Source organism: Paenimyroides aestuarii, from assembly GCF_024628805.1.
GTDB lineage: Bacteria > Bacteroidota > Bacteroidia > Flavobacteriales > Flavobacteriaceae > Flavobacterium > Flavobacterium aestuarii_A.
The window spans coordinates 218,563-243,490 of sequence record NZ_CP102382.1 but is presented as its reverse complement, the minus strand read 5'-3'; the positions used below and the strand labels follow the sequence as shown (position 1 = coordinate 243,490).

Annotated in this window: 20 protein-coding genes and 1 pseudogene; 15 read left to right on the top strand and 6 right to left on the bottom strand. The window is 34.7% G+C overall.

Annotated features, from left to right (window positions below):
* Nucleotides 1-163: 163 nt before the first annotated feature.
* Together NPX36_RS14410 and NPX36_RS01125 are read left to right on the top strand one after the other, a co-directional pair.
* A pseudogene (locus NPX36_RS14410) lies at nucleotides 164-1,145 on the top strand (IS30 family transposase).
* A 126-nt stretch (nucleotides 1,146-1,271) separates the two neighbouring features.
* Nucleotides 1,272-1,766 (top strand): YkgJ family cysteine cluster protein, encoded by a 495-nt coding sequence (locus NPX36_RS01125; RefSeq protein ID WP_257499604.1) that lies wholly within the window; start codon nucleotides 1,272-1,274, stop codon nucleotides 1,764-1,766.
* Nucleotides 1,767-1,781: 15 nt separating this feature from the next.
* Here the strand turns inward: NPX36_RS01125 and NPX36_RS01120 are convergent, their stop codons facing one another.
* Together NPX36_RS01120 and NPX36_RS01115 are read right to left on the bottom strand one after the other, a co-directional pair.
* A complete protein-coding gene (locus NPX36_RS01120; RefSeq protein ID WP_257499603.1) occupies nucleotides 1,782-1,997 on the bottom strand; it encodes a hypothetical protein in 216 nt (71 codons plus the stop codon).
* 80 nt (nucleotides 1,998-2,077) lie between these two features.
* The gene (locus NPX36_RS01115) at nucleotides 2,078-3,319 is read right to left on the bottom strand and encodes an exo-beta-N-acetylmuramidase NamZ family protein (RefSeq protein WP_257499602.1); all 1,242 of its coding nucleotides are present in this window, start codon (nucleotides 3,317-3,319) and stop codon (nucleotides 2,078-2,080) included.
* 4 nt (nucleotides 3,320-3,323) lie between these two features.
* Here NPX36_RS01115 and NPX36_RS01110 point away from each other — a divergent pair, with 4 nt between their 5' ends.
* The 7 genes from NPX36_RS01110 (at nucleotide 3,324) to NPX36_RS01080 (ending at nucleotide 17,398) form a co-directional block, all read left to right on the top strand.
* Nucleotides 3,324-4,562, top strand: coding sequence for an ABC transporter permease (locus tag NPX36_RS01110; protein ID WP_257499601.1), 1,239 nt, complete (start codon nucleotides 3,324-3,326; stop codon nucleotides 4,560-4,562).
* Between the two features lie 247 nt (nucleotides 4,563-4,809).
* Nucleotides 4,810-8,097 carry a choice-of-anchor L domain-containing protein gene (locus NPX36_RS01105; protein WP_257499600.1) on the top strand — a complete coding sequence of 1,096 codons (3,288 nt, stop codon included), beginning with the start codon at nucleotides 4,810-4,812 and terminating at the stop codon, nucleotides 8,095-8,097.
* On the top strand, nucleotides 8,090-10,171 hold the full coding sequence (locus tag NPX36_RS01100; RefSeq protein ID WP_257499599.1) for a T9SS type B sorting domain-containing protein: 2,082 nt from the start codon (nucleotides 8,090-8,092) through the stop codon (nucleotides 10,169-10,171). The genes NPX36_RS01105 and NPX36_RS01100 overlap by 8 nt, the downstream gene beginning before the upstream one ends.
* Nucleotides 10,172-10,301: 130 nt before the next feature.
* Nucleotides 10,302-13,718, top strand: a complete 3,417-nt coding sequence (locus NPX36_RS01095) for a methylmalonyl-CoA mutase family protein (RefSeq protein WP_257499598.1) — start codon at nucleotides 10,302-10,304, stop codon at nucleotides 13,716-13,718.
* A 238-nt stretch (nucleotides 13,719-13,956) separates the two neighbouring features.
* Nucleotides 13,957-14,547: a hypothetical protein gene (locus NPX36_RS01090; protein ID WP_257499597.1), complete on the top strand. Its 591-nt coding sequence runs from the start codon at nucleotides 13,957-13,959 to the stop codon at nucleotides 14,545-14,547.
* On the top strand, nucleotides 14,534-15,307 hold the full coding sequence (locus NPX36_RS01085) for a hypothetical protein (protein WP_257499596.1): 774 nt from the start codon (nucleotides 14,534-14,536) through the stop codon (nucleotides 15,305-15,307). Before NPX36_RS01090 ends, NPX36_RS01085 begins: the two co-directional genes overlap by 14 nt.
* Nucleotides 15,308-15,535: 228 nt before the next feature.
* Nucleotides 15,536-17,398 carry an ABC-F family ATP-binding cassette domain-containing protein gene (locus NPX36_RS01080; RefSeq protein WP_257499595.1) on the top strand — a complete coding sequence of 621 codons (1,863 nt, stop codon included), beginning with the start codon at nucleotides 15,536-15,538 and terminating at the stop codon, nucleotides 17,396-17,398.
* Nucleotides 17,399-17,409: 11 nt separating this feature from the next.
* Here the strand turns inward: NPX36_RS01080 and NPX36_RS01075 are convergent, their stop codons facing one another.
* Complete coding sequence (locus NPX36_RS01075) at nucleotides 17,410-18,042, bottom strand: NUDIX hydrolase (RefSeq protein ID WP_257499594.1); 633 nt, start codon at nucleotides 18,040-18,042, stop codon at nucleotides 17,410-17,412.
* A 7-nt stretch (nucleotides 18,043-18,049) separates the two neighbouring features.
* Here NPX36_RS01075 and pyrE point away from each other — a divergent pair, with 7 nt between their 5' ends.
* The 4 genes from pyrE to NPX36_RS01055 all read left to right on the top strand — a co-directional run bounded on the left by pyrE (nucleotide 18,050) and on the right by NPX36_RS01055 (nucleotide 21,099).
* The gene (pyrE, locus tag NPX36_RS01070) at nucleotides 18,050-18,691 is read left to right on the top strand and encodes an orotate phosphoribosyltransferase (RefSeq protein WP_257499593.1); all 642 of its coding nucleotides are present in this window, start codon (nucleotides 18,050-18,052) and stop codon (nucleotides 18,689-18,691) included.
* 13 nt (nucleotides 18,692-18,704) lie between these two features.
* Nucleotides 18,705-19,097 (top strand): SRPBCC family protein, encoded by a 393-nt coding sequence (locus NPX36_RS01065; protein ID WP_257499592.1) that lies wholly within the window; start codon nucleotides 18,705-18,707, stop codon nucleotides 19,095-19,097.
* 97 nt (nucleotides 19,098-19,194) lie between these two features.
* Entirely contained in the window at nucleotides 19,195-20,598 is a 1,404-nt protein-coding gene (gene lpdA, locus NPX36_RS01060) for a dihydrolipoyl dehydrogenase (protein ID WP_257499591.1), read from the top strand.
* A gap of 66 nt (nucleotides 20,599-20,664) precedes the next feature.
* Nucleotides 20,665-21,099, top strand: coding sequence for a hypothetical protein (locus NPX36_RS01055; protein WP_257499590.1), 435 nt, complete (start codon nucleotides 20,665-20,667; stop codon nucleotides 21,097-21,099).
* Nucleotides 21,100-21,105: 6 nt separating this feature from the next.
* Here the strand turns inward: NPX36_RS01055 and NPX36_RS01050 are convergent, their stop codons facing one another.
* Entirely contained in the window at nucleotides 21,106-22,425 is a 1,320-nt protein-coding gene (locus NPX36_RS01050) for a DNA recombination protein RmuC (protein ID WP_257499589.1), read from the bottom strand.
* Between the two features lie 186 nt (nucleotides 22,426-22,611).
* On the opposite strand from NPX36_RS01050, the gene NPX36_RS01045 reads away from it, so the two are divergent.
* Nucleotides 22,612-22,998 carry an START-like domain-containing protein gene (locus tag NPX36_RS01045; protein ID WP_257499588.1) on the top strand — a complete coding sequence of 129 codons (387 nt, stop codon included), beginning with the start codon at nucleotides 22,612-22,614 and terminating at the stop codon, nucleotides 22,996-22,998.
* 40 nt (nucleotides 22,999-23,038) lie between these two features.
* Nucleotides 23,039-23,875 (top strand): aminotransferase class IV, encoded by an 837-nt coding sequence (locus tag NPX36_RS01040; RefSeq protein WP_257499587.1) that lies wholly within the window; start codon nucleotides 23,039-23,041, stop codon nucleotides 23,873-23,875.
* Here NPX36_RS01040 and NPX36_RS01035 read toward each other — a convergent pair.
* Both NPX36_RS01035 and NPX36_RS01030 read right to left on the bottom strand, forming a co-directional pair.
* Nucleotides 23,865-24,425 carry a YqgE/AlgH family protein gene (locus tag NPX36_RS01035; RefSeq protein ID WP_257499586.1) on the bottom strand — a complete coding sequence of 187 codons (561 nt, stop codon included), beginning with the start codon at nucleotides 24,423-24,425 and terminating at the stop codon, nucleotides 23,865-23,867. The two genes, NPX36_RS01040 and NPX36_RS01035, sit on opposite strands and share 11 nt — an antisense overlap.
* Before the next feature lie 85 nt (nucleotides 24,426-24,510).
* Nucleotides 24,511-24,816, bottom strand: coding sequence for an HU family DNA-binding protein (locus tag NPX36_RS01030; RefSeq protein WP_257499585.1), 306 nt, complete (start codon nucleotides 24,814-24,816; stop codon nucleotides 24,511-24,513).
* Between the last annotated feature and the right edge of the window lie 112 nt (nucleotides 24,817-24,928).

Here is a 24,928-nt window from a genome sequence, read left to right as displayed (position 1 = left end):
AACATACATTTTCTGATTCTATTTTTGTTGAAACTTAGATTCAACTAATAAATGCAACATCATAAAAAAAACAGGGGGAACATTTTAGCCCCGCGGGGCTAAAATGTTCCCCCTGTTGGCGAAAAAATACCTTACTTTGTGGTTCCGACACTACAAAATAAAGATGGGACATTTAACGCTTGAACAAGATACAAAATTGAAACTTACCACAGCTTAGGTAAAACGAATTATTGAAATTGCCGACTATATCGGGGAAAGACAAATCGGTTGTTTCCAGAGAAATCAAGAGAAAATTCTGATGGCAGAAACGGCATCTATAAAGCCAGTTTAACATCGAAAAGCCCAAAAAAGGCATCAAATCAAGCCTAAAAAACTTACATTCACTCCAGAGGTTATAAGCAATGTAAAACAGTATTTAGCACAAGATTTCAGTCAGAGCAAATGGTGGGAAGAGCCGTTTTAGAAGGAAAAAAAATGGTTTCTCACGAACGTATTTATCAGTATATCTGGAAAGATAAGCGAGCCGGTGGCAACCTATACAAACATTTGAGAACCAAAGGTAAAAAATACCGCAAAAGAGGTAGTTCAAAAGACAATAGAGGCTTGATAGCCAATAGGGTAGATATCAGCAAACGACCGCAAATTGTGGGAGAAAAAAGAACGATTTGGAGATCTAGAAATAGATTTAGTTATTGGTAAAGATCATAAAGGTGCACTATTAAACGATTAACGACCGAGCCACAGGATTACTTTTTATGGGAAAAATTGACAGCAAAGAAGCAAAAGCCGTAGAAACCAAAACCATAGAACTTTTAAAAGACTGGAAACCTTTATTACACACCATTACATCAGACAATGGAAAGGAATTTGCCAACCACGAGCAACTCTCAGAAAAGCTCGCAATTGATTACTTTTTTGCAAAGGCCTATCATAGTTGGGAAAGAGGTGGTAATGAAAATTTAAATGGTTTAGTAAGACAATATTTTCCTAAAAGTTCTAACTTTGAATCGATAACCCAAGATCAAATTAATAGAGTTATTAATATTTTAAACAACAGACCACGAAAAAGATTTGGTTTCAAAACGCCTAACGAAGTTTTTGCTCTAAAAATGAACGAAAATAGACGAGTTGCATTTAAAACTTGAATCCACGAAAACATAGTGAACTATTAAACAGTTATGTACTCATTAAGCAAAAGCAATGAAATTCTATGTGGTTAAAAGTTTAAATGTCGGTATTTATTTTTTGTAATTTCGCATTTTAAAATTGCAATGGAAAACTATTTAAAACAATTGCCAAAGTTAGCAAAAGATAAGCACACTGAAAACAAGAAGTATTTTGATAAACTAAAGAAAAAAACACCCAAAGATTTAGATTATAAAATGCAGCAAATTCATGACGATGTGTTTAAAAAAACCGATTGTTTGTCGTGTGCAAATTGTTGTAAAACCACCGGTCCTTTGTTTACCATGGCTGATATTGAGCGTATTGCAAAACATTTGCGCCAAAAGCCCCAACAATTTATAGACCAATATTTGCGGATTGATGAGGATAATGATTATGTGTTGCAAAGCGTGCCTTGTACGTTTTTAGACCACGAAAATTATTGCATGATTTATGATGTGCGCCCGAAAGCTTGTAGGGAATTTCCGCATACCGACCGAAAGAAGTTTCAGCAAATAAGTCATTTAACCTTAAAGAATGTGGCAATTTGTCCCGCAGCGTTTGCTGTTGTTGAAGAAATGAAAAAGAAAATGCCTTTATAAAGCAAAGGCATTTTTTTATATAAAACTGTGTTCGTTGTCTAAATAATTCTTTAGAAAAGCTTGAGCGTCTTCTTCCGAGCTAAAAGTGTCGATTACATATTCTACTAATTTTAAAATAAATTCTTTAAAACGTTCAAATAAATCAACAACATTCCCAAGAATACGCAAAAACCATTCATAAATAGATTGAAAACGATCAATGATCGCAATTACAGCGTTGGTTGTGTCCATAACAATTAAATTTTTTTTACTTGAAATCAAATATAGTAAAAGTTTAGCTATTTTTAAACAGGCATATTGATAAATTGAAGTTAAAAAAGAGGATAAATTAAATAGTGCTCGCGCATTTTCTTAAATCGTTCTAAATCATTTTTCCAAGATTTTTTAATTGTTTCTTCCGATAATCCGTTCTCAATTTGCTTTTGCAACTGTTTGGTTCCGGCGAGTTTGATAAAAAAGTTGTTAAAGAATTTTTCTTTGTTTGCGGTGTTTTTATACGCTTTTAAGAGCCATTGCAGCGATAAACCATCAATTGGCTCTTGTTCAGATAAATCTTCGCCAAAACATTTTACACCGTTGTGCATTGGGTTTTTTGCGCCTTCGTTTGGTTCGGGTATAAAACTAAAATCCATATTTTTTAAAAAAGGCGATCCGTAAATTTGAAACTGCTTTTCGGTGCCACGCCCCACACTCACATTCGTTCCTTCAAAAAAACATAAGCTGGTGTATAGGTTTATCGATACATCATTTGGTAAATTAGGTGATGGTTTTACAGGCAATGAATAATGCATACCTTTATTGTAATTTTTGCAAGGAATAACAGTTAATTTTGCCTGAACGCCATTTTTCAACCATTTTTCACCATTAATCATTTGGGCATATTCGCCAATGGTCATTCCGTGCAAAACAGGGATAGGGTGCATGCCTACAAAACTTTTGTATTTCATATCTAAAACAGGTCCGTCAACCGTTGCGCCTTTCGGATTTGGTCGGTCCAAAACAATCACAGGAATATCGTTTTCAGCACAAGCTTCCATTAAATAGTGTAACGATGAAATATAGGTATAAAATCGTGCGCCTACATCCTGCAAATCAAAAAGCATCACATCTATTCCAGCAAGCTGCTCTTTTGTTGGTTTTTTATTGTTTCCGTAGAGCGAAATAATCGGTAAACCGGTCTTGGTATCTTTTCCGTCTTTAATAAGTTCACCAGCATCAGCAGTTCCTCGAAAACCATGTTCGGGTGCGTAGATTTTTTTAAGGTTGATTTTGTTCTGAATTAAAAAGTCAACCAAATGCATTTGTTTATAGTTTATTGTTGCTATTTTCAAATCATGTGGATGAGTTCCTTCATCTTCATATTTGTAATCAAAATTTATAATTCCCGTTTGATTAGTCAAAATGCCTACTTTTTTATCTTTTAACAATGGAAGATAATTTTCTGGTTGATCTGCTCCGGTTTTGATCTGTGCATTGCCTTCAAAACTTAAATTGGCAAAAACTATTACAAAGAAAAATAAAAATGTATTTTTGGAGTGAATTATATATTTCATAGTTTTGAATGTATCTTATTTTATAGCTAAACGTTTAGCAACTTCTAAAAAGTATAAAAATAGTGTTTCTGCGCCAATAATAAAAATTGCAATTGCCGCAGTTGCCATCAGTGTGATTATGATGCTGGTCTCGGTGGCAACAGGTTTGGGTTTGCAGGAAAAAATACGCGATAAAATTACATCGTTTAATGGGCATATTGTGGTGTCGAATTTTGATAACAACCAGTCCGAAATCACTTTAGAACCGCTTTCTACCCAACAAAATTTCTATCCAAACTTTACCGAAGTACCCGAAGTGACAGCGGTGCATCCGTTTGCTACCAAAGCGGGAGTAGTTCGAACCGAAAAATCGTTTGAAGGAATTGTATTTAAAGGAGTTGATAAAGATTATCAATGGAACTATTTAGCAGATTATCTCTCAGAAGGAAAGTTGCCGGAATATAAAGCAGAAGGAATGACCAACGAAGTGCTTATTTCGGGTTATTTAGCCAATCGACTAGAGTTGAAAGTAGGCGACAAGTTAGAAACCTATTTTTTAAGAAATCAAGAAGCCGAAATGCCCAATGTGCGTTCCTTTACTATTGTAGGAATTTATGATTCAGGCTTTCCTCAGTTCGATGAAACCTTTGTTATTGGCGATTTAAAACACGTGCAACGCTTAAATAAATGGCAACAAGACGAGGTGGGTGGTTTTGAACTTTTCATAAACGATTTCACCCAGATTGATGCCGTTGCTGATAAAGTGTATAGTCATATTCCATCAACCTTAAACAGTGAGCCAATAAGCACCAAATACTTTCATATTTTTGATTGGCTAAAACTATTCGATTTTAATATTTATATTATTGTAGGGCTGATGATTTTGGTAGCAGTTATAAATATGGTAGTTGCTTTATTGGTTTTAATATTAGAACGCACGCAGATGATAGGTATATTAAAAGCTTTAGGAGCAAGCAATTGGAGTATTCGGAAGATATTTGTGTACAATGCCACTTATATAGTATTGATAGGTTTAGTGATAGGAAACATCATAGGCTTAGGATTGTTGCTGATTCAGAAATATTTTGGTATTATCACTCTAGACCCCACGCAATACTACGTAAAAGAAGCCCCAGTGCAAATTTCACTGTTTTATATCCTTTTAATAAATGTGATTTTAGTAGTAATTAGTTATATAATCATGTTGTTACCTTCGGTGCTCATCACAAAAATTTCTCCCGTAAAATCGATTAAGTTTCAGTAGGAGTGTAGTTGTTTTTTATTAGTTTTTTTGAAAAGTTATTAGTGTTTGATGCAATTTGGATAATCGATATATGCCCATGTATATAGAAAATCTGGGAATTCCTAAATTATAGAAATGTTAATTTTAGTTTGATTAAGATTTTTTTATGATTTTTTATAAAAAATAAAATCTTTCGATGTATCTTGCATAAAATATAGATTAAAAATATTTGTATGTGTTTCACTTTTAGAAATAAGAAATTTTAAATATGAAGAAGAAATTATATTTAAGAACAAACAGTTTTTGGGTAGGTTTACTACTGTTATTTTCAGTTTTAGGTTTTAGCCAACCAATTACTGTTAATACTACTACCTATACGCCAGAGCAATTGGTTAAAGATGTTTTAATTAAAACACCTTGTGCCCAAATAACAAATGTCACCTGGTCAACAGGAAGCAGTTTTCCAACAGGTGACCAATCAAATGGTATTGGTTATTTTCAGAATACCAATCCCGCTTTTGATATGGCTGATGGTATTATTTTAAGTACAGGTAAAGCGATCGACGGTCCAGGTCCAAGAGGATTAAACGGAGGCTCAAGCAGTGGTACAGTGAATGCATGGCCTGATGATTTGCAACTTACCACCTACATGAATAATATATTAGGTAATACGGATGCGTATCATAATGCCACTATTTTAGAATTTGATTTTGTTCCTTTTACAAGTGAAATGCAATTTAATTTTATTTTTGCTTCTGAAGAATATGGGTCTTTTCAATGTGATTTTTCTGATGCATTTGCTTTTTTCTTAACGAATACAGTAGCTGGTACAACTACTAATCTAGCAATTGTACCCAATACTACAAGCCCTATTTCTGTAGTAACTATTAGAGATGCAGCGCATAATGCAAACTGTCCTTCTGTTAACGAACAGTTTTTTGATAGTTATAATGATGGAAGTACAACAAGTGCTATAAATTTTAGAGGACAAACCGTTAAAATGACGGCCGAATCTCCTGTTGTACCCTTTACTAAATATCATATCAAAATGGTTATTCAAGACAGAGGGGATTCTGCTCTTGATTCTGCTGTTTTTATCGAAGGAGGAAGTTTCAATATTGGTAATTTAAATTTAGGTAACCCTGTTTTAATTGAAAATGGCGAAGGTTTATGTGTGGGCGATAGCTACACTTTAAACGCTGGTTTAGACCCTAATTTATTTACTTTTGAGTGGTTTAAAGATGGTGTACAAATTCCAGGTCAAACAGGTCCTACTTTAACGGTAACAGAAACTGGAGATTATCATGTGGTTGCATTTGTTCCAAATGTACTATGTGATTTTGTGTCAGATCCCGTTCGAATAGAATTTTTTGATTATGTAACGATTTCCGCGCCCCAGAATATATCATTGTGTCCGAGTTCAGGTTCTTCGACCCGATTTAATTTAGACGATGCTTTGACGGGAGTAACGAGCAATCCAGATATATTATTCAGTTATTATTTAACGCAACAAGATGCGGAGAATGATACCAATGCAATTTCTAATTTTTATAATTTACCAAATAGTACTGTCGGTTCATTAACGATATGGGTTCGTGCCTACGAGTTAAACAATCCATGTCCTTATGTAACCTCATTTACAATCAGTTTACTAAATTGTAGTTTAACGTTAAATCCTTTACCGGACTTATCGATATGTGAAGGTGAAAGTGTACAGACATTTGATTTAACCGTTCAAACCCCAGTTGTTTACAACAATGCAGCAGGATATATAGTAACTTACCATTTAAGCAAACCCGATGCAGATACAGGCATCAATGCGATACCATCGGGAAGTTTAGCAACCTATAACGGAACAAATGGTGAACGTATATGGGTTCGCGTAACCGATAGTAACAACTCATTGTCATTTGGAGTAACTTCTTTCTATTTATATAGAAACTTATTACCGTTAATCCAAACCACAGTTTTACCAATCACAGCATGTGAAAACGGAAATACAGGTTTAGCAAATTTCGATTTAAATTTAGCTTATAGCACCGTACCTGTTAGTCCACTAGGTGTGTCTTTAGAGTTTTACAGCACGCAGCAAGATGCATTATTAGGCAACACCGCTTTAATGTTACCTGTAAATTACACCGGAGCAGCGGGAACCATTTATGTGCGTGTACGCAATTTAGATGGCGACTGTTTCACGGTAGTTCCTTTGCAGTTACAAATCATCAACACTCCAGTAGCTAACAGCATTGCACCATTAACATATTGTGATTTAAACAATGATGGATTTGGAGAGTTTAACTTAGATGTAACCCGCGTATTAATCGCAGGAAACCCAATGCCGGCTAATTCGGTAGTTACTTTCCACGAAACCCAAGGAGATGCAGATGCTAATGCCAATGCCATCTTCAATACCGGCGCTTACATCAATAAAGTAAAAGACCAACAAACGATTTATGTGCGCGTAGGGTTTACCAACTCTAGCTGTTATAACACGGTTCCTTTGGTGTTAATCGTAAACAAAACCCCTGCCATTACCCCAATTCGAGGTCTTCAGGTTTGTGACATTAATAATGATGGTGTAGAAACAGTAAACTTACGCAGCAAAGAATCAGAAATGTTAACCGGTTTAAACGCTGCTAACTATACAGTAAGCTACCATATAAGTTCAGCCGCAGCAATGGCAAATACGGGAGCAATAGGCAACCCAACCAATTTTTCAACCAATGTATCAACAGTAGTTTATGTACGTGTAACCGATAACACCACAGGCTGTTTCGTAGTAAGCCGCATCAATATTGAATTGGTAGCTATGCCGGTTGTAGCCAATCCGTTACCAACGGTTACAAAATGTGATACCAATGGCGATGGTTTTGAAGTGTTTGATTTAGCAAGCTTAAAAGCAGGAATCATCGGTACGCAACAAGGTTTAGATGTAAGTTTCCATTACAACAACATTGATGCGCAAACTGGGGTAAACCCATTGGCAAACCAATACCAAAATGTATCTGCCAACGTACAAACCATCTATGTACGCGTATTTAACGCAAGTACCGGATGTTTTGTAGTAAGCACTATGAATTTAGAAGTAAAAGCCAACCCTGTTATTGCCGTACCAAGTACACCTTACATAATATGTAGCGATTCAGGTTTTGGTACCATTAACATTTACTTATACGGAAAAGCATTGATAGATGCTACGGGTCAAAACTACGGATTCCAGTTTTTCGAAACCGAGTCTGATGCCATGAACAATATAAATAATATATCGAACCCGGTAGCCTATAACAATTTAACGCCAGGAAACTCAACGATTTGGATCCGCGTAAACGATCCGGTATCCGGTTGTTTCTCTGTATATCCAATTGCCTTCCAATTGGTAGTTCCACCAAAATTACCTGCGAGTTTACCAAAATTGGTGGAATGTGACGTGTTAGGAAGCACTCAAGATCAATTAAGCATATTTGATTTAACCGAGCAAAATGCGGCATTATTAGCGGCACAAACAGCTCAAGGAACCTACCAAATCCGTTTACTTTACTACCCAAGCATTGGCTAATAGTAATACGAATTGGATTGTAAACCCTACACAGTTCCAAAATACAGTAAACCCACAAACAATATGGGTTCGTATAGAAGATACATCAAAACCAGGTGGTTGTGCACGTGTGATGAGTTTCCAAATAGAGGTAGTTGCACCATTTGTGTTACAGCAGCCATTGCCAATCGTATTATGTGATACCGATCAAATAAACGATGGATTGCGCGAGTTTGATTTAACCATCCGCGAATATGAATTGTTTGGCGGTCAGCCACCATTTGGAACAGTAATCAATTATTACCTAACCCAGCAAGCAGCAGAGAACGATTTCAACAAAATCGCAAATCCAAGCAAGTTCTATAATACGGTAAACCCACAAACCATTTATATCGGCGTGGAGAACCAATACGGTTGTAGAAGTGTAACTACCTTAACATTACGCGTGTTACCAGTACCTGAACCGAACTATACACCAACACCATTGGAATTGTGTGAAGATACGTTTAATACAGGTATGGCAACCTTTGATTTAAGAGATGCAGAAGCAAGTATCGGTAATTTTGGTAATTATACCTATACGTATTATGCTTCAGAGATAGGTGCTCATACACAAGATCCTTTAAGCTTAATAGGTACACCAAGTAATTTCTTTACTGGTACATCACAAGTTTATGTACGTGTAGAAAACAGTTTCACAGATACAAACCAACGTTGTTATGTGGTTGTTGTTTTAGATTTGGTGGTACACCCATGGCCAACAGTAGGACCAATGACAACTTTGGCAGCATGTATGGATAACCCAACGCGTAGCACAAAGTTCAACCTACGCGATAAAGATGCGCAAGCCTTGGGTACGCAAGATCCAGCAACGCATATCGTAAGATATTTTGCTACCGAGGAAAATGCAGAAGACAATGTAAACCCATTGCCATATACCTATGAAAACACTACCTTAGATCGTCAGCAAATCTGGGTTCGTGTAGAAAACAGTGAAACAGGATGTTTTAATATATCTACCTTCTTTATCCAAATTGAGCAAGCAGTATATGCCTTTGCAGCGAGTGATACAGAATTCTGTGAAACCGATTTTGAAAACGATGGAGTATCGATAGTAGATTTAAGCGGATTAGACGCAGAGATTATTGGCAACCAACCAGCAGCAGCAGATGTATTTGTACAGTATGAGCGTTGGGATGGCACCATTGTAAACAAAAACAGCGTACAAGTTTTCGATGGGGAAGTAATAAGAGCAGTAGTAAAATACACCAATACGAATTTAGTATGTAGTGCAAGTGTAACCTTTACGGTTCGATTAAAAGACGCACCGGAAGTTTTACCATTAGAAAACGGAGTAGTATGTTACGAATACCGTGACCAATCTTCGATTATCAGTGGACATTACCTAGAAACAGGAATTCAAGAAGATACGGGTTATACCCTTGTTTGGACACGTGATGGGCAACCTTTAACGCCAACTGTAGCAGACGTGTTAAACGACGGCGGGCGATTATATGTAAAACGCGGTGGTACTTACCGAGTAGTGGTAACCGGTCCAAACGGATGTAGCACTACACGCACGGCAGTAGTAAATGAAGCGCCAAGCGTAACAATCGACGAAGTGAAGCTAACAGATAGCTTTGGTGATACCAACGCAATCGAAGTAATGGCTTATGCAGGTCCGGGCGTACAATTAGAGTATAAATTAGACAACGGTCCATGGCAAGATTCGAATATCTTTTTAGATGTAACGCCGGGTGAGCACACAGTTTATGTACGTATTCAAGGACAACCATGTGAGGCAAGTAAAGTAATCAACGTGATGGATTATCCAAAATACTTTACACCAAACAACGACGGTTACAACGATACTTGGAACATTTGGTCGTTAAAGAATCAGCCAAATGCCAAAATATACATCTTTGACCGTTTTGGAAAACTGATTAAACAATTAAGTGGAGCAAGCGAAGGCTGGGACGGAACCTTTAACGGAAAACCAATGCCATCAACCGACTACTGGTTTAAAGCAGAGTATGTAGATCCAAAAACAGGATTAACAAAAGAAGTTACAGGTCACTTCTCGTTGAAACGATAACCACTTGTAAATAACAACCAAAAAAGAGGAAGCGAAAGCTTCCTCTTTTTTTATAAACGAATAATTTTCGCATATCTTTTTTATATAATCTGTAAAAGATGTATCTTGCGAAGTCGAAATAAAATCAATAATGGAACAAAAAATATATACACCTATAAACAAAGTTCGTATCGTTACAGCTGCTGCTTTGTTTGATGGGCACGATGCAGCAATAAACATTATGCGCCGAATTATTCAAGCTACTGGCTGTGAAGTAATTCACTTAGGTCATGATAAATCGGTTGAAGACGTGGTGAACACTGCTATTCAAGAAGATGCAAATGCTATTGCCATGACTTCTTATCAAGGTGGACACAATGAATATTTTAAGTATATGTATGATTTGCTTCAAGAAAAAGGAGCAGGTCATATAAAAATAGTTGGCGGCGGCGGCGGCGTAATACTTCCAACTGAAATTAAAGAGTTGATGGATTATGGTATTACACGTATTTATTCGCCAGACGATGGTCGTGAGTTGGGGTTACAAGGCATGATTAACGATATGGTGCAAAAAGCCGATTTCCCAACAGGTTCACTCCAAATTCCTGCGGGGAAAGACATCTATCAATCGTTAAAAGACAAAGATATTACTACAATTGCCCGATTAATTTCATTGGCAGAGAACCGCGAGGAAGACTTTTTAAAAGTTTTCGATTTTAATAAAGTTGAAAACAAATCGGCACCCGTTTTAGGAATTACAGGGACAGGTGGTGCAGGTAAATCGTCGATGGTTGATGAAATCGTGCGCAGATTTTTGATTGATTTTCCTGAAAAAACCATAGCGTTGGTTTCAGTAGATCCATCTAAAAAGAAAACCGGCGGTGCTTTGTTGGGCGATCGTATTCGTATGAATTCTATCAATAATCCGCGTGTGTATATGCGTTCATTGGCTACACGTCAATCCAATTTGGCACTTTCAAAATATGTAGAAGAAGCCATTCAGGTTTTAAAAGCAGCACAGTATGATTTAATTATATTAGAAACATCAGGGATTGGACAATCTGATACCGAGATTTTGGATCATTCTGATGCTTCATTGTATATTATGACACCTGAATTTGGTGCAGCTACACAGTTAGAAAAAATCGACATGTTGGATTTTGCAGATATCGTAGCCATTAATAAATTCGATAAACGTGGCGCATTAGATGCCTTGCGTGATGTAAAAAAACAATACCAACGCAATCATAATTTGTGGGATGTGAATCCTGATGAAATGCCGGTTTTTGGAACAATAGCTTCACAGTTCAACGATCCAGGAACCAATCAATTGTATCAATCAATCATTGATAAAGTGGTGGAAAAAACCGGTGCAGATTTAAAATCTACTTTTGAAATTACAAAGGAAATGTCTGAGAAAATCTTTGTAATTCCACCAGCTCGTATCCGTTATTTGTCTGAAATTGCAGAAAACAACAGAGCTTACGATAACAAAACACTTTCACAAAAAGAAGTTGCTCAAAAATTATACGGAATCTTTAAAACCATTGAAACAGTTTCGGGTAAATTACCTATTCTAACACAGCATGGAATTGAAATTTCAGGAATGCAAAATGAAGATTTATCAAAACTTTTATTAGCCGAATTTGATAAATTAAAACGCGATTTAAATCCATACAATTGGGAAGTAATCACTACTTGGGACGAAAAAGTAAACAAGTATAAAAATCCGATTTATTCATTCAAAGTTCGCGATAAAGAAATTAAAATTCAAACACATTCCGAATCGTTATCACACTTACAAATTCCTAAAATTGCTTTACCAAAATACGAAGCTTGGGGCGATATTTTACGCTGGGTGTTGCAAGAAAATGTACCAGGAGAATTTCCATTTACATCAGGCTTGTATCCGTTTAAGCGAGAAGGCGAAGACCCAACACGTATGTTTGCTGGTGAAGGCGGTCCGGAGCGTACCAATCGTCGTTTCCACTATGTATCAAAAGGAATGCCTGCTAAAAGGTTGTCAACCGCTTTTGATTCGGTAACTTTATACGGAAATGACCCAGGTTTTAGACCCGATATTTACGGAAAAATTGGTAATGCAGGAGTTTCGATTTGTTGTTTAGATGATGCGAAAAAATTGTATTCTGGTTTCGATTTATCACACCCGGCAACATCGGTTTCTATGACCATCAACGGACCAGCGCCTATGTTGTTAGGCTTTTTTATGAATGCCGCAATCGATCAAAACTGTGAAAAATACATTAAAGAAAATGGTTTAGAAGCAGAAATTGAAGCAAAAATAAAAGCAATTTACGAAGACAATGGCTTAGAAAGACCAAGATACAATGGCGATTTGCCGGAAGGAAACGATGGTTTAGGTTTGATGCTATTGGGTGTAACAGGCGATCAGGTTTTACCGGCTGATGTATATGCTGAAATTAAAAAGAACACCTTGGCACAAGTTCGTGGAACGGTTCAGGCAGATATTTTAAAAGAAGATCAAGCACAAAACACGTGTATTTTCTCCACCGAATTTGCATTGCGTTTAATGGGCGATGTGCAGGAATATTTCATTGAAAAAAATGTTCGTAATTTTTATTCGGTTTCCATTTCGGGCTATCATATTGCCGAAGCAGGTGCAAATCCGGTGACGCAATTGGCTTTTACATTGGCAAATGGTTTCACTTATGTAGAATATTATTTGTCAAGAGGAATGGATATTAATGCATTCGGCCCCAACTTATCATTCTTTTTCTCGAATGGTATCGATCCGGAGTATTCCGTAATAGGTCGTGTGGCACGTAGAATCTGGGCAAAAGCCTTAAAACAAAAATATGGAGCTAACGAACGTGCACAGATGTTGAAATACCACATTCAAACATCGGGTAGATCGTTGCACGCACAAGAAATAGATTTTAACGATATTCGTACAACATTACAAGCATTGTATGCAATTTATGACAACTGTAACTCGTTGCACACCAATGCGTACGATGAAGCTATTACAACGCCAACCGAAGAGTCGGTGCGCAGAGCAATGGCAATTCAGTTGATTATTAATAAAGAATTAGGATTGGCGAAAAACGAAAATCCAATACAAGGATCATTCATTATTGAAGAATTAACCGATTTGGTGGAAGAGGCGGTTTTGGCAGAGTTTGATCGTATTACAGAACGTGGCGGTGTGTTGGGAGCAATGGAAACCATGTATCAACGCTCTAAAATTCAAGAAGAATCATTGTATTATGAAACGTTGAAACACAATGGCGATTTCCCAATCATTGGGGTAAACACTTTTTTAAGTTCAACAGGATCAAAAACAGTTGTTCCGGCAGAAGTAATTCGTGCAACCGAAGATGAAAAACAGTTTCAAATTAAAACTAAAGAAAATCTTCACAAAGCAAAAGCACAAAAAGCAACAGAAGAATTGGCAAGAATACAAGAAGTTGCTATACAAAACCAAAATATTTTTGAAGCTTTGATGGATGCTGCCAAAGTATGTTCATTAGGTCAGATAACCGATGCTTTATTTAAAGTAGGCGGTCAATACCGCAGAAATATGTAACCTTAATACAAGAAACCCGCTCCATATTTGAAGCGGGTTTTGTTTATATTGCGTGATTCGTAATCAAAATTACATTCAAAAACCGTATTTTTGTGCCTCAAGAAATAAATCATGAATTATCTCTCAGTAGAAAATATATCAAAATTTCTATAATTGCAAAGCGATAAAATATTCAATTTTATATATTGTTTTATTGTAACATTGTGATGCTTTAGTTGAGAAATTTAATGAAAATACGATGAAGATTATTTTGTATAAAAAAGTTTTTTTTACGACTCTTATTTTAGGATTAATAGGTTTTATCATTATAAGCCACACAAATTTTCTAAACTATGAAAAGCCTTTGACTTTTGATAAATATGAACAGATTACATTTAAAAATTTTAGAGGAATTGAATTTTTTAAAAAGACATTATATGGGAATGAGAGATTTGCATATGTTGTAACATCAATTGATTATAAAATTGAAGATAATTCGGTAACAATTCAATCTCTTTTTCATCCATCTAGATCATTTGTTTATAATCAGAATACAAACAGTAAAGAGCTTTTACAGCATGAAAAGTATCATATTAAAATTACAGAATTATATGTAAGGAAAGCTAAAGAAAAGATACATAAATTAGATAGATTTGATAAAAGAAAAATAAAACAAATTATCGAACAAGTTGGAAAGGACGAAAGAGCATTTCAAAAGGAATATGATTACAATACTTTCCATAGCTATGTTTTAAGTGAACAGAAAAAATATGAAATAGTAGTTGATAGTTTACTAAATTTATTAACAGAATACAAAAAACCAAAAATTAATTTCCATGAAAGGTATTAAAAATTTAACTCTAGCTTTAGTTGTTTTAACTGTTTTGAGTTGTAATAAAGAAAATAATGTTTTTCCCACAGATAAGAGATATTGGGATATAAATGATTATAATAAAGTTGTTAGAGAGCTTAATTATGGTTACGAAAAAGATGATATGTTACCAACATTCGATGATCCCAATACCAAAATCATAGTTGAGAAACTAACCGATAAGCAAAATTTTAATATCGTACTAGAAGACAATGAATTAGGACTTAAACACAGAAATGAAATTGCCGAAAAGTTTTTCAATGAATGGAAAAATATGACTACTATTTATAATGTATTAGATAGAAAAGATCAGTATTTGTATGAAGATGAAATGTTAGCTGTGTGGCATTTTGGTTTAGAACTTCAACTTAAATATTTTAAATTAGGAAATGAGCAAGTAGAGGAAAGTGCAGATGATCCAAACGCGCCTAGAGTAAAAAGTAATATAAATTCGAACGTTAACACATTAATAAAAAATTATCTTATTTATCTAGATGAAATTAATAACGAAGATGCGTTTAGTGAAGCGGGAAAATCAAAATTGGCTCAAGGAATTGATAATTATTTTCCAAAACTTATTAACTTATATCCCGAATCAGATTTTAATGCAATGAAATCTAAAGCAGAATTGCTATCAAAAAAAACAAACTCTGAAAAAATAAAAGTTTCTTTAAATAACATAATTGCACTTATTGATTCAAATTATAAGAAGGAAAAAAATGAAATGCAAAATCATTAATTATGCTCAAACCAAAATATTTTTGAAGCTTTGATGGATGCTGCCAAAGTATGTTCATTAGGTCAGATAACCGACGCTTTATTTAAAGTAGGCGGTCAATACCGCAGAAATATGTAACCTTAATACAAGAAACCCGCTACAGATTTGAAGCGGGTTTTGTTTATATTGCGTGATTCGTAATCAAAATTACGTTCAAAAACCGTATTTTTGTGCCTCAAGAAATAAATCATGAATTATCTTTCAGTAGAAAATATATCAAAATCATTCGGAGCGCGCACGCTTTTTGAAGGCGTATCGTTTGGTATCAACAAAGACCAAAAAATTGCATTTGTTGCCAAGAACGGAACTGGAAAATCGACCATATTAAGCATTATCAATGGATTGGATTTTCCCGATACCGGTCAGGTGGTGATACGGAAAGGAATCCGTATGGAGTTTTTGTCGCAAGACCCTGATTTGCAAGACCAATTAACCATTGAAGAAAGCATTTTTGCATCTGATAACGAAATTCTTAAAGTTATTGAACGTTACGAAAAGGCATTGGAAAACATGGACGACCAAGAGGAATACCAATTGGCGTTTGATCAAATGGATCGGTTCAATGCGTGGGATTTTGAAACACAATACAAACAAATTCTCTTTAAATTGAAACTAGAAGATTTAAAGATGAAAGTTAAAAACATGTCGGGTGGGCAAAAGAAACGCTTGGCATTGGCAATTGTTCTAATCAATAAACCCGATTTACTGATTTTAGACGAGCCCACCAACCATCTGGATTTGGAAATGATTGAATGGTTAGAAGATTACTTCGCCAAAGAAAACATTACCTTGTTTATGGTTACCCACGACCGTTTCTTTTTAGAGCGTGTATGTAATGAAATCATTGAATTAGACAACGGAAAAATATATCAATATAAAGGGAATTATTCGTACTATTTACAGAAAAAAGAAGAGCGTATTGCATCGGAAAATGCATCGATCGATAAAGCCAAAAATCTATTTGTGAAAGAGTTGGATTGGATGCGCCGTCAGCCAAAAGCACGCACCACCAAGTCAAAATCTCGACAAGACGATTTCTACGTTATTAAAGAAAAAGCACATTCGCGCCGAAAAGAACATCAGTTAGAATTAGAAATCAATATGGAGCGAATGGGGTCTAAAGTTATTGAAATGCACAATGTTTCTTTAGCTTTTAACGATAAAATCATTCTAAAAAACTTCGATTATCTTTTTAATAGGGGCGAACGCATCGGCATTATTGGTAAAAACGGAACCGGAAAATCTACTTTTTTAAATATTTTAACCCAAACAATCCAACCCGATTCTGGCAAGGTGGTTATTGGCGATACCATTAAAGTGGGATATTACACGCAAAGCGGTATCAATCCAAAACCCGAACAAAAAGTCATCGATATCATTAAAGAATACGGCGAGCATATCCCACTGACTAAGGGAAGAACCATTTCGGCAGGGCAATTGTTAGAACGATTTTTGTTTGATAGAAAAAAACAGCACGATTTTGTAGAAAAATTAAGTGGTGGTGAATTAAAGCGGTTGTATTTATGTACTGTTTTAATTCAAAATCCAAACTTCTTGATTCTCGATGAACCTACGAATGATCTGGATATTGTTACCTTAAACGTATTAGAAAACTTTTTGTTAGATTATCCCGGATGTTTGCTTGTAGTTTCGCACGACCGTTATTTTATGGATAAAATTGTGGATCATTTGTTTGTGTTTAGAGGCGAAGGCGAAATCGAAGATTTTCCCGGCAATTATTCCGATTTCAGGATTTATGAAGATTCTGCAGAACCTGCCAAAGAAGAGGTTTCTAAGGAAAAAGTTAATTGGAAAGAGAATCAGCCTAAAAAATTGGGTTTAAGCTTTAACGAACAGAAAGAGTTTTCTAAAATTGAACGAGAAATAAAAGATTTAGAATATCAAAAAAAGCAAATAGAAGAAAGTTTTTCTAATGGAACTGTTTCCGATGAAGAAATGATTTCAAAAGGCTTGGAATTGCAAAAAATAATTGAAACTTTAGAAGAAAAAGAAGAACGCTGGTTTGAACTTTCATCTAAAATGGAGGAATAGAAAAAGGAATCTTAAATGATTCCTTTTTCTTTTTCTAAAACAGTTTGGTCATAAACCGTATCATTAAACAACAATTTAATGTTTTGGTACGAGTTTTTAAGCAAATCTGGAATGTCTTTTTTATCAACCCAAACCACTTTTTCAATGCCCTCTTCAATCTGTCCGTGCAGTTCACCAACGTAGGTAGTACGCATTGAAAACCAGTAGGTGATTTTTAAACGGTATTCGCCATTTCGCTTAAAAATGTGAAAAGTTTTTTCTAATCGTTTGTTTATTTTTAAATTTTTGCAACCAGTTTCTTCTTCCACCTCTCTGATAGAAGTTTGTTCAATAGTTTCATTTTTTTCGATACCACCCTTTGGTAAATCCCATTTGCCGTTGCGAAAAATAAACAAAACCTGTTTCTTATCATTTTCAACCAAACCGCCACCTGCTTTGTTCACTGTAATTTTATCCTTAAAAAGTTTCATTAACTGTTCTTCGCAAGGATGATATAAGTAAGCATTTGTAACTTCACCACTAAAATATTGAGCAATTAACTTTTGTAGGTCAATGGTTTCAAGCAAATAATATTTAAAGTTGCGTTCTTTTTCTAACGTACTTGTTAAAAAAAGTGGCTTATCATTAATAAAAACTTTATACATTTGTAATATGATTTTTAACGACAATACAGCACAGAAAACGGCCGAATTGCTTTTACAAATAAACGCAATTAAATTAAATCCTAAAAATCCTTTTACATGGGCTTCAGGATGGAAATCGCCAATTTATTGCGATAATCGCATAACTCTTTCATTTCCAGAAATTAGAAAATTTTTAAAAAACGAATTTGCTGCAAATATTGTAGAAAAATTTGGTAAACCCGACTATATTGCAGGTGTGGCAACTGGTGCCATTGGCATTGGTTTGTTGGTTGCCGAAGCTTTAGAGCTTCCTTTTGTTTACGTTCGTCCGGAACCGAAAAAACACGGGCGCCAGAACCAAATCGAAGGACAATTTGAAGCAGGTAAAACAGTAGTTGTGGTTGAGGATTTAATAAGCACTGGTAAAAGCAGTTTGCAAGCAGTTGATGCGTTGCGCAATGCCAATGCACAGATTTTGGGAATGGCAGCGATTTTTACCTACGGATTTGATGTGGCTACCGAAAATTTTAAAAACGCAGACATACAATTGGTTACATTAAGCAATTATCCAACGTTGTTAAAAGCGGCAGTAGAGAAAAAATATATCTCACAAGAAGAAGTTGCTACTTTGAGTGATTGGAGTAAAGACCCTTCTGTTTGGGGAGTTTAAAAAAATATAAATTATGAATTTAGAAAGTCCGATAGTAACTGTTCAAAAATCATCAGCGTATTTGTTTGATGCTTTAAGCGATATTAAAAATTTCGAGAAGTTAATGCCTGAAAATAGAGCAAAGTTTGAAGTAATAGACGAAAACTGCTTTGAATTTGCTCTAAAAGGAATGCCCGATATTAAGCTGGTAAAAAAAAGTGCTACGCCTAATACAGAAGTTGTTTTAGGAGCCGCTAGTAGCAAATTACCTTTTACATTAATTGCCAAATTAGACGAAAAAGCCACAGAAGAAACCAACGTACAGTTGTTTTTTGAGGGCGATTTCAACCCAATGATGGCTATGATGATTAAAGGACCCATTGGAAAGTTTATTGAAACGTTAGCTGAAAATATGCATAAACTTTAAAAAAAATAGCAGCATTCACCACTTCGTAAATGCTTATTTCACAATAATAAATCGTACTTTTGTACAACTTTTAATTTTACACTAAAAAATATAAAATATGAATTCATTTGACGTAGTTGTAATAGGTTCAGGTCCGGGCGGATATGTTTCAGCAATTCGTTGCGCACAATTAGGAATGAAAACTGCAATCATTGAAAAATACCCAACTTTAGGAGGTACTTGCTTAAATGTAGGCTGTATTCCTTCTAAAGCCTTGTTGGCATCATCGCACCACGTTGATGAAATGAAACATTTTGCAGATCACGGTATTGAATTGCCTGGTGACGTTAAAATCGATTTACAAAAAATGATTGCACGTAAACAAGCTGTTGTTGATCAAACTTGTGGCGGCGTTAAATTTTTAATGGATAAAAACAACATCACTGTTTTTGAAGGTGTTGGATCTTTTGAAAATGCAACTACAATTAATGTAACAAAAAACGATGGTTCTGTTGAGCAGATTTCGGCTAAAAACACCATCATCGCAACAGGATCTAAACCGTCTTCTTTACCTTTTATTTCTATCGATAAAGAGCGCATTATTACTTCTACCGAAGCTTTAAAGTTAAAAGAAATTCCTAAACACTTAATCATTATTGGTGGTGGAGTTATCGGGTTAGAATTAGGTCAGGTTTATTTGCGTTTAGGAGCTCAAGTTTCTGTTATAGAATATGCAGACCGTGTGTTGCCTACTATGGACGGAGCAGTTTCTAAAGAATTGACAAAAGTGTTGAAGAAAGCAGGATTGAAATTCTACACTTCGCACAAAGTTCAAAAAGTAGAAAGAAACGGCGATGCTGTTTTGGTGGAAGCTTTAAATGCTAAAAACGAAGTGATTGCTTTAGAGGGTGATTACGCATTGATTTGTGTTGGTCGTCGTCCGTACACCGATGGATTAAATGCAGATAAAGCCGGAGTGAAGTTAACCGAAAGAGGTCAAATAGAAGTAAACAATCATTTACAAACTTCCGTTTCAAATATTTATGCGATTGGTGATGTGGTTCGTGGTGCCATGTTAGCTCACAAAGCAGAAGAAGAAGGTGTTTTGGTTGCGGAGCAATTGGCAGGACAAAAACCGCATATCGATTATAATTTAATTCCAGGTGTTGTTTATACTTGGCCAGAGGTTGCCGCTGTTGGTAAAACAGAAGAGCAATTAAAAGCAGAAAACAAAGAATACAAAGTGGGACAGTTTCCTTTTAAAGCATTAGGTCGCGCACGTGCATCTTCTGATTTAGACGGATTCGTAAAGATCTTGGCGGATAAAACAACCGATGAAATTTTAGGATTTCATATAGTGGGTGCCCGTGCAGCCGATTTAATTGCAGAAGCAGTTGTAGCAATGGAATACCGAGCGTCGGCAGAAGATATTTCTCGTATGTCGCATGCACACCCAACGTTTGCAGAGGCTATTAAAGAAGCAGCCTTAGCTGCAACAGACAACAGAGCGTTACACGTATAGTTTATGAATGAAAAATACTGCTTATAAAAAAAGCAGTATTTTTTATTTTAAATTTAATTCTTCTTTATGTTTAAATATTTCACATTATACCTATTGGTATTCTTGAGCAGTATCAACAGTTATTCGCAAAGGATTAAACCATATCATATACACAATGCCAAATACGAACATTTTCTTAATCTTAACTTAGTAACAACAAACTTTGATAAATTAATTAATAAACAAGATAAATATCAAGGAAAATATTTAACAATTAAAGGTCTGTTAGTTTTTGATGATTCTAAAGTATTCATTTATGCTAATCAAGCAAGGTATAATGAATTTTTAAATGGTTCTAAAGTTTCTAGATTTCAATTGTTGTTGAAGACCGATGAAATTGAATTTTTAAGAGAAAGTTGTCATTTACTTGAAGCAAATATTTATGGAACCTTTCAAAAGGCAGAAAATCAAAAATTAAATAATATTATAGGAACTTTTTCTAATTTGTGTATAATTCCTTAAATACATTTACAGACTTACGTCCTCTTCATCGTTAAAATCATTCAGAATATTTTTAGGCGAAATTCCATACTTTAACAAATGATTTGTTTGCGACAAAATATTTCCTCTACCTTCTCTTAACTGATTTTGTGCTTTTAAGTATGCGTCTTGTGCCTGTTGAATTTGTTTGCCAACCTGTTCGAAACTTTTTGTAAAAAGAACCGTTTTTTCATAAATTTTTTCGGCTTGTTTTACAATTTTTTGTGCCGATTTGTCTTGTTTGTCTCTATTCCATAAATCCGAAATCAACTTTAAACAAGCAATTAAGTTTGTAGGACTAATCAATAAAATGCGTTTTTTGTAAGCATCGTTCCAAAGGTTACTGTCTTGCTGTATCGCTAGTAAATATGCAGGCTCAATTGGTATAAACATCATAGTGAAATCTAAACCACTTACGAGATTTTGATAATTTTTATTACTCAATTCTTCAATATGTATGCGCAACGCCTTTAAATGGTTATTCAAATGGATAGTCTGCTCATCTGCATTTTCAGTCTGGCAATAGGCATCATAAGCATTTAATGAAACTTTCGAATCAATCACAATTGATTTTTGATCAGGTAAATCAATAATAATATCGGGGCGTACATTTTTTCCTTCCATAACCAAATTGTGTTGCACACGGTATTCTCTGTTTTTGCAAAGCCCAGACTGTTGTAAAATATTTTCTAAAATCACTTCGCCCCAATCTCCTTGTTTTTTATGATTAGTTTTTAGTGCGTTCGCCAAATTGTTAGCTTCGGTACTGATTTTATTGGTTTGAAACATCAATTCTTTTATACGTTCGTCTAAAGAAAAGCGAATCTTCGATTCTTTTTCATATGTTTCTTCTACTTGTTTTTTAAAGCGTTCTATGTTTTCATTTAATGGTTTAAGAACAGCATCAATATTCTCTTGGTTGGTTTTTGTAAATCGTTCTGCTTTTTCTTCCAATAACTTTTGGGCAATGTGTTCAAACTGCAATGTTGTTTGCTTATGTAAATGCGCAATTTCAGCTTTTTGAAAATCCATTTTTTCTTTTAATACCCGGTTAGTCGTTTTGGCATCAAAGTTTTCATGAGTCATTAATTTGTTTTGCTCTTGCAGCACTTCCATTTCTTTTAATAGCATTTCACATTTATCAGTAAGTTCGCTGTTTTTGAAAAGAAGTAAAGAGTGGTTGTTTTCTAATTCATGAATCATTTGCTCTTTTGCACCGCTTGTTTTCTTTAACTGAATATTTTTATAGATCAAAATAAGCGATATTACAAAAAGAACAAGGACTAATATTTGAGAGATTGTAAACATTTTTTGTTGTAAAAATATAAATAAGATGCGACTTTGTTTGTCGTTTTACTAATTAAAACCAACTAAAAATCTTCAACATTAAAAAAATGGGAATAAGTAAATTTCTACAAGTAATTTCATTCAATTAATTCCAAAAAAATTTGCTAATAGTTTTATTTTTTATATATTTCGCAAAAAAAATAAACTATGAAAACAAAGTTTGAGATTGAATACCCCATAACAGCTTCCCCGCAATTGTTGTATCAATATATTTCAACTCCTTCGGGGCTTACAGAGTGGTTTGCAGATGACGTGAACTCGCGAGGTGAATTGTTTACTTTTATTTGGGAAGATAGCGAAGAAAAAGCAAAATTGGTCACAAAAAAAACCGATGAAAAAGTAAAATTTCGTTGGTTGGATGAAGAAGGTGCCGATACAGAATATTTCTTTGAACTTCGTATTGTTCTAGATGAGCTTACTAAAGATGTAACTTTAATGGTAACCGATTTCGCAGAGGAAAGCGAAGTGAAAGATCAAACGCAATTATGGAACAACCAAATTGCAGATTTGAAAAAAGTATTAGGGTCTGCATAATTAAAGCCTTATATTTGCTCTGAATTTCAGAGCTTTTTTTATGATTAATTTTAATGGAGATTTAGTAGGTCAGTCTAACGAACATATTGAACAAAACCGCGGTTTTTTATATGCAGATGCGGTTTTTGAAACATTAAAGGTTTTAGACGGAAAGATTCTTTTTCTAGAAGATCATTATTTTAGACTAATGGCTTCGATGCGAATTCTGCGTATGGAAATTCCACTCGATTTTACATTGGAATACATGGAAAGTCAAATCATAAAAACCACCACTGCCTTAAATTTAACCCACGCTCGTGTGCGCTTAACTGTTTTTAGAAACGGAAGCGGGAAGTATTTACCAGAGCAAAGAACCGTAGGTTTTGTAATTGTGGCTGAACCCGCTGCGACCATCTATACAAATAAGCTTGAAAAATACGAAGTGGAACTTTTTAAAGATTTTTACATATCAAAACATTTGTTAAGTTCTTTAAAAACAACCAGTTGTTTGGTGAATATCACCGCAAGTATTTTCGCGAAAGAAAATGGTTACGAAAACTGTTTGTTGATTAATGATGAAAAAAATGTGGTGGAAGCCACCAATGGAAATGTTTTTTTAATTACAAATAATACGGTGGTGACACCTCCAATCAGCGATGGATGTAAAAATGGAATTATCCGCAAAAAGATGATTGAAATTATTAAAAAATCAGAGGAATTACTTTTTGAAGAGCGGTCTATTTCTCCTTTTGAGTTACAAAAAGCAGATGAAATGTTTATAACCAACATTGCCGTAGGTATCCAATCGGTAACGCAATACCGAAAAAAGAAGTTTGATCAAACTGTTGCAAATAATTTATTGGTAAAATTAAATGCCTTAGTTAGGTTCAATTCATAACGGGATCTTCGGGTGCATTTGCCCAAATGATAAATTCATCGCCCAAATCAATCATTAATTCTTTCCATAATTTAGAAGGTGTTTTTTCTAGTAAATGATTGGTGAATTGGTTTTCTACACAGGTCCAAGCTTTTTGCTGTACTTCTTCTTGCAATTGGTTTTCTTCCCAGCCACTGTATCCTAAGAAAAAGCGAATGTCTTTTTGCGAAACTTTGTTTTCTTTTAAAAGTTCAAACAATATTTCATAATCGCCCCCCCAAAAAATACCGTCTTTAATTTCGATACTGTTTGGTATTAATGAAGGAATGGTGTGTATAAAGTATAAATTGTCTTGTTCTACCGGACCACCACTGAAAATTCTGAAATTTACCGAGGCTTCAGGTATCACATCTTGTAATGTTAAATTCAAAGGCTTGTTCAGAATAAATCCTACACTTCCTTTTGCATTGTGTTCAGCTAATAATAAAACGGTTCTACTAAAAACGGTGTCTAATAAAACCGAAGAATCAGCTATTAATAACTTTCCTTTAGTGGGGGTTAACTGTTTCATAATTTACTTTTTTATTTAAAAGTAAAAAAAAAATAAAAAAAACCACACTTTTCAGGTGGTTTTTAATTATCCAAAAAGAAAAAAATTATTTTTTCTTTTTCGCTGCAGCTTTAACAGGTGTGTTTACAGCTCCGTCTAAATCAGCACCAGCTTTAAATTTAACTACTTTTTTAGCAGCAATTTTAATTGATTTTCCAGTTTGTGGATTTCTACCTTCTCTTTCTGCTCTTTCAGAAACAGACCAAGATCCAAAACCTACTAAAGAAATTTTTTCTCCTTTAGTTAATGTTTCACCAACATTTTTTAAAAATGATTCTAAAGCTGATTTAGCTGCTGTTTTGCTAATTCCTGCATCTTCTGCAATCGCGTCGATTAATTGTGTTTTGTTCATAATAATTTTTTTTTATTGAGTTAATCTTAACATATACAAATTTAAAAGTTAAATTCATTTATACAACTTTTTTTTGTAAAAAAGTGAGAAAAATAGCGGAAAAAAGCTATTA

What these genes read in the sequence shown, in the direction of transcription:
- NPX36_RS01030 (WP_257499585.1), bottom strand. Translation starts at nt 24,816, where the DNA reads ATGAACAAAACACAATTAATCGACGCGATTGCAGAAGATGCAGGAATT.
- NPX36_RS01075 (WP_257499594.1), bottom strand. Translation starts at nt 18,042, where the DNA reads ATGTATAAAGTTTTTATTAATGATAAGCCACTTTTTTTAACAAGTACG.
- NPX36_RS01085 (WP_257499596.1), top strand. Translation starts at nt 14,534, where the DNA reads ATGAAAGGTATTAAAAATTTAACTCTAGCTTTAGTTGTTTTAACTGTT.
- NPX36_RS01065 (WP_257499592.1), top strand. Translation starts at nt 18,705, where the DNA reads ATGAATTTAGAAAGTCCGATAGTAACTGTTCAAAAATCATCAGCGTAT.
- NPX36_RS01120 (WP_257499603.1), bottom strand. Translation starts at nt 1,997, where the DNA reads ATGGACACAACCAACGCTGTAATTGCGATCATTGATCGTTTTCAATCT.
- NPX36_RS01035 (WP_257499586.1), bottom strand. Translation starts at nt 24,425, where the DNA reads ATGAAACAGTTAACCCCCACTAAAGGAAAGTTATTAATAGCTGATTCT.
- NPX36_RS01090 (WP_257499597.1), top strand. Translation starts at nt 13,957, where the DNA reads ATGAAGATTATTTTGTATAAAAAAGTTTTTTTTACGACTCTTATTTTA.
- NPX36_RS01125 (WP_257499604.1), top strand. Translation starts at nt 1,272, where the DNA reads ATGGAAAACTATTTAAAACAATTGCCAAAGTTAGCAAAAGATAAGCAC.
- NPX36_RS01050 (WP_257499589.1), bottom strand. Translation starts at nt 22,425, where the DNA reads ATGTTTACAATCTCTCAAATATTAGTCCTTGTTCTTTTTGTAATATCG.
- NPX36_RS01105 (WP_257499600.1), top strand. Translation starts at nt 4,810, where the DNA reads ATGAAGAAGAAATTATATTTAAGAACAAACAGTTTTTGGGTAGGTTTA.
- NPX36_RS01055 (WP_257499590.1), top strand. Translation starts at nt 20,665, where the DNA reads ATGTTTAAATATTTCACATTATACCTATTGGTATTCTTGAGCAGTATC.
- pyrE (WP_257499593.1), top strand. Translation starts at nt 18,050, where the DNA reads ATGATTTTTAACGACAATACAGCACAGAAAACGGCCGAATTGCTTTTA.
- NPX36_RS01045 (WP_257499588.1), top strand. Translation starts at nt 22,612, where the DNA reads ATGAAAACAAAGTTTGAGATTGAATACCCCATAACAGCTTCCCCGCAA.
- NPX36_RS01115 (WP_257499602.1), bottom strand. Translation starts at nt 3,319, where the DNA reads ATGAAATATATAATTCACTCCAAAAATACATTTTTATTTTTCTTTGTA.
- lpdA (WP_257499591.1), top strand. Translation starts at nt 19,195, where the DNA reads ATGAATTCATTTGACGTAGTTGTAATAGGTTCAGGTCCGGGCGGATAT.
- NPX36_RS01095 (WP_257499598.1), top strand. Translation starts at nt 10,302, where the DNA reads ATGGAACAAAAAATATATACACCTATAAACAAAGTTCGTATCGTTACA.
- NPX36_RS01080 (WP_257499595.1), top strand. Translation starts at nt 15,536, where the DNA reads ATGAATTATCTTTCAGTAGAAAATATATCAAAATCATTCGGAGCGCGC.
- NPX36_RS01040 (WP_257499587.1), top strand. Translation starts at nt 23,039, where the DNA reads ATGATTAATTTTAATGGAGATTTAGTAGGTCAGTCTAACGAACATATT.